General features: G+C 61.4%; 4 protein-coding genes. All 4 read right to left on the bottom strand.

Features of this window, described 5'->3' with window-relative positions; genetic code table 11:
* Positions 1-98 precede the first annotated feature (98 nt).
* The 4 genes from QMX98_RS32715 to iolE are packed head-to-tail and all read right to left on the bottom strand — an operon-like array spanning position 99 to position 4,192.
* Positions 99-920, bottom strand: coding sequence for a TIM barrel protein (locus QMX98_RS32715; protein ID WP_154504411.1), 822 nt, complete (start codon positions 918-920; stop codon positions 99-101).
* A 25-nt stretch (positions 921-945) separates the two neighbouring features.
* Entirely contained in the window at positions 946-2,448 is a 1,503-nt protein-coding gene (locus QMX98_RS32710) for a CoA-acylating methylmalonate-semialdehyde dehydrogenase (RefSeq protein ID WP_077749725.1), read from the bottom strand.
* A gap of 44 nt (positions 2,449-2,492) precedes the next feature.
* Positions 2,493-3,302 (bottom strand): 5-deoxy-glucuronate isomerase, encoded by an 810-nt coding sequence (iolB, locus tag QMX98_RS32705; protein ID WP_083376941.1) that lies wholly within the window; start codon positions 3,300-3,302, stop codon positions 2,493-2,495.
* Positions 3,299-4,192, bottom strand: coding sequence for a myo-inosose-2 dehydratase (gene iolE, locus QMX98_RS32700; RefSeq protein WP_282411984.1), 894 nt, complete (start codon positions 4,190-4,192; stop codon positions 3,299-3,301). The genes iolB and iolE overlap by 4 nt, the downstream gene beginning before the upstream one ends.
* Positions 4,193-4,303: the final 111 nt, after the last annotated feature.

The following is a 4,303-nucleotide window of genomic DNA, read 5'->3' as shown; positions in this document are numbered from 1 at the left end:
CGATGGCGGTGTTTCAGGCGACATTAATTTTGCATGTGCCGCCGTCATCGCGAGCAGGCTCGCTCCCACAGTTGATCTCCATCAATTCGAATACGGTGTCAGGCCTGGGATTTATTCAGGTGATTCATGCTTGCGCCGATGGCCTGCTCGATGTTGGCCAGGCCGTGGACGCTGTCGGCAAACGGCTCGAATGACAGGTAGCCGCTGTAACCGCCGCTGAGCAAGGTGTCGATCTGTGCGGCATTGCCAAGAATGTCGCCCTCGCCCACCAACACTCTATGGCCGTCGCGTATCGTCGCCAGCGGTGCCTCGGCATCCTCGACGCCGGAGATATGCACCAGCCCTGTCAGCTCGGGGAAAAACTCCTGCTCACACGCCAGGTGATGATGGAAGGTGTCGTGGACGAGCCGGAACACATCCAGCCCACCGACAACCTTGATTGCTTCCACCGCCGTGCGTTTAAGCCGCAGCGAGCATTCTTCGAAACCCAACGGCTCGATGAAACCGAGAATGCCGTGATCGCGCAGGATCGGCGCCAGTTCACTCAAGGCGGTACGCAACCCTGAAGCGCGCTCGGCTTCGCTACGAGTATCCGCGCGATCATTCAGCGGGCACATGACCACCCCCTGCGCGCCGCAATCACGAGCATAAGCCGCCAGTTTCAAGGCCAGCGTCCGGCGCTCGTCATTCCACACATCAAACGGGTACAGCGCGTTGATCGACAGCACGCTGATGCCTTGGGCCGCGCACAACTCACGGACGCGCTCGGGCGCGGTACCGTCTTCTATCTCGACACCCTTGAGGTCATTGCGAATCTCGATGGCGTCAGCCTTTAGGGCTACCGCCAGGTCGATGAACGCGGGCAGGGACAAACGTGGGGCGACCATACGGTTCAGGGCGAAACGCAGGGGTTTGCTCATTATTGTTATTCTCCGCACAGGTGAATCACTTGGCCGTCGGCATGCTGAATTCAGGGCCCTTGGCGATGCTGTCGGGCCAGCGTTGCATCACGCTTTTGTAGCGGCTGTAGAAACGGATGCCTTCTTCGCCATAGGCGTGATGGTCGCCGAACAGCGAGCGCTTCCAGCCGCCAAAGGAGTGCCAGGCCATGGGCACCGGAATCGGCACGTTGATGCCGACCATGCCGACCTTGATAGTGCGTGCAAACGCCCGGGCGATGCCGCCGTCGCTGGTGAAACATGACACGCCGTTGCCGAATTCGTGGGCGTTGATCAACGCCACGGCGCTGGCGAAATCCGGGACGCGGACGATGCCCAGCACCGGGCCGAAGATCTCTTGCTGGTAAATGCTCATCTCGGTAGTGACGTGATCGAACAACGTCGCGCCGACGAAGAAGCCGTTCTCCGCCCCCGGCACCTTGAACCCACGACCATCGACAATCAGCTGCGCGCCTTGCGCCACGCCCTGGTCGATAAAGCCTTCGACCTTGGCCTTGTGTTCGGCCGTCACCAACGGCCCCATGTCACTGTCGCCCTGCATGCCGTTGCCGACCTTGAGTTGATCGATGCGCGGCAGCAGTTTGGCAATCAGTTGGTCTGCAACATCGCCCACCGCCACAGCAATCGAGATCGCCATGCAGCGCTCGCCGGCCGAGCCGTAAGCCGCGCCGATCAAGGCGTCTGCGGCCTGATCCAGATCCGCGTCGGGCATGACGATCATGTGATTCTTCGCCCCGCCCAGCGCCTGCACCCGCTTGCCGCGCGAGGTGGCTTGCTGGTGGATGTACTCGGCAATCGGCGTCGAGCCGACAAAGGAAATCGCCTCGATGTCCGGGTGTTGCAGCAGCGCATCGACCGCTGTCTTGTCGCCCTGAACCACGTTGAACACGCCGTCCGGCAAACCGGCTTCGGTCAGCAAACGGGCCATCAGCAAACTGGCGGACGGGTCGCGTTCGGAGGGTTTGAGAATGAAGCAGTTACCGGTAACCAGCGCCAACGGGATCATCCACAGTGGCACCATCACCGGGAAGTTGAACGGCGTGACACCGGCGCATACGCCCAGCGGCTGGCGCAGGTTCCAGTTGTCGATGCCGCCGCCGATGTTGTCGCTGAATTCGGTTTTCAGCAGGCTCGGCGCGCCACAGGCGTATTCGACGATCTCGATGCCACGGGTGACTTCGCCCTTGGCGTCGGAGAACACCTTGCCGTGTTCGCGGCTGATGATTTCGGCCAGTTCGTCGTGATGACGGTCGAGCAACTCCTTGAACTTGAACATCACCCGCGAACGGCGCAAGGACGATTGCTCGGACCAGGCCGGGAATGCTTTCAGGGCCGAGGCAACGGCATCGTCCACGGTCTTCGAACTGGCCAGCCCGACACGCGCTTGTACCTCGCCGGTCGCCGGGTTGAAGACATTGCTGAACCGCTCGCTACCGCTGTCTTGCACGTGACCGTCGAGGTAATGGCCGATGACCGGGGCGTCGCTCATTGTTCTTGTTCTCCGTTCGAATAGTGGAATTCAGGCTTTTTAGATCAGAGATCAAGCAGCCAACTGTGCTGCGGATCGTTGTGGAACTGCCAGACCCGTTTCGGGCCGGCCATCACGTTCAGGTAATACGACTCGTAGCCGTAGGGCACGCTGACCGGGTGATAGCCCTTGGGCACGACCACGAGGTCGCTGTTTTCCACGGCCATGGCTTGATCGATGCTGCGGTCGTCGGTGTAGACGCGCTGGAACACGAAACCCTGGGGCGGGTTGATCTGGTGGTAATAGGTTTCTTCGAGAAAGCTCTGGTGCGGCAAATCGTCGGTGTCGTGCTTGTGCGGCGGGTAGCTCGACGAGTGTCCCGACGGCGTGCGCACTTCCACCACCAGCAGCGAATGGGCGGGCTCGGTGTCCGGCAGGATGTCGCAGACGTAACGGGTGTTGGCGCCTTTTCCACGCACGCTGCGCTTCATGGTGTCGGGTTTGATCAGCCGTGGACCGAGGCCCTTTTCGGCTGACCCCGGTGCGGCGCAGACGGCGATCTGCACATCGCTCAACGCGACGACCTGGGCCTGACTGCCCGGCGGCAAATAAGCGGCGAACGGCGATTTGTCCTCGAACACCGACTGGCGATCGCCGAGGTTGTCCCATTCGAAGGCGCCCTGCCCCGGCGCTTCGCCCTTGATGCTGACCCGGCCGCTGAGCAGCACCAGGCACAGCTCTTTATCACCCGCCGCCACCGGCAAGGTTTCGCCCAGGCTTAGGCGGTAGGCAGCGAAGCCGACGTATTCCAGCTCACCTTTGCCCAACTCGACCATGGTCCGGCCACGGGCATTGCTTTTGACCAGCAGGCTCATAGCGCAACCCTCTCGTCGAGCAACGCTCGCAAGGTGTCGTAGCCTTTTTTCGCGTAGACGTAACTCGGCGCCACGGCCGGGTCTTGCTCAGCCTCGACCACCAGCCAGCCGTGGTAATCGTTGGCCAGCAACACATCGAGCAGCGCGGCGAAGTCGATGTCGCCATCGCCGGGCACGGTGAAGGTGCCGTTGATGATGCAGTCCGGAAAGCTCCACAAGTTGTTGCGCGCCAGTTGCACCACCGGTTTGCGCACGTCCTTGAAATGCACGTGGCAGATGCGTTCGATGTGTTTGCGCAAGACGTGCAACGGCTCGCCGCCGCCCATGTAGCAATGGCCCGAATCGAACAGCAGACCGACTTCGCTGCCGGTCAACGCCATCAACTTGTCGATGTCGGCCGGGGATTCGACGTAAGCGCCCATGTGGTGGTGATAGGCCAGGCGCACGCCTTGAGACAGGGTGAAACGTGCCAGTTCGGTGAGCTTGTCGGCGTATTCCTGCCAGGCCTGTTCGGTGTGGAAACGCGGGCGTTCAACCAAGGGGATGCGCTGGCCCTGAATCGAGTCCGCCACTTCGCCGTAAACCAGCACCTTGGCGCCGTTCTTCGCCAGCAGCTCGACGTGGCTGCCGATGGCGTCGATTTCTTCGGCCACGGAACGGCGCGCCAGACGGCTGGAATACCAACCGGACACCAGCGCCAGCTCGTAAGGCCGCAGCACGTCACCGACGCCTTCGGCATCCTTGGGGAATTTTCCGTTGAGTTCAAAACCTTCGTAACCGATCTCCTTGCCTTCGCTCAACGCGGTGCTCAACGGCGTCTCGCCACCGAGGGACGGCAAGTCGTCGTTGCTCCAGGAGATCGGGTTGATGCCAATTCGGATAGCGGGCATGGCTGCACCTTTTTGTTGTTTTCTAAATTTCCGTTGAGTCTGAGGCCGACTTCGCGGGCAAGCCTCGCTCCTACAGATCAACGCGGCTTCCCGTAGGAGCGAGGCTTGCCC

Source organism: Pseudomonas sp. PS02303 (assembly GCF_029959925.1).
Lineage (GTDB): Bacteria > Pseudomonadota > Gammaproteobacteria > Pseudomonadales > Pseudomonadaceae > Aquipseudomonas > Aquipseudomonas mandelii.
This window is presented reverse-complemented; position numbering and strand designations above follow the sequence as displayed.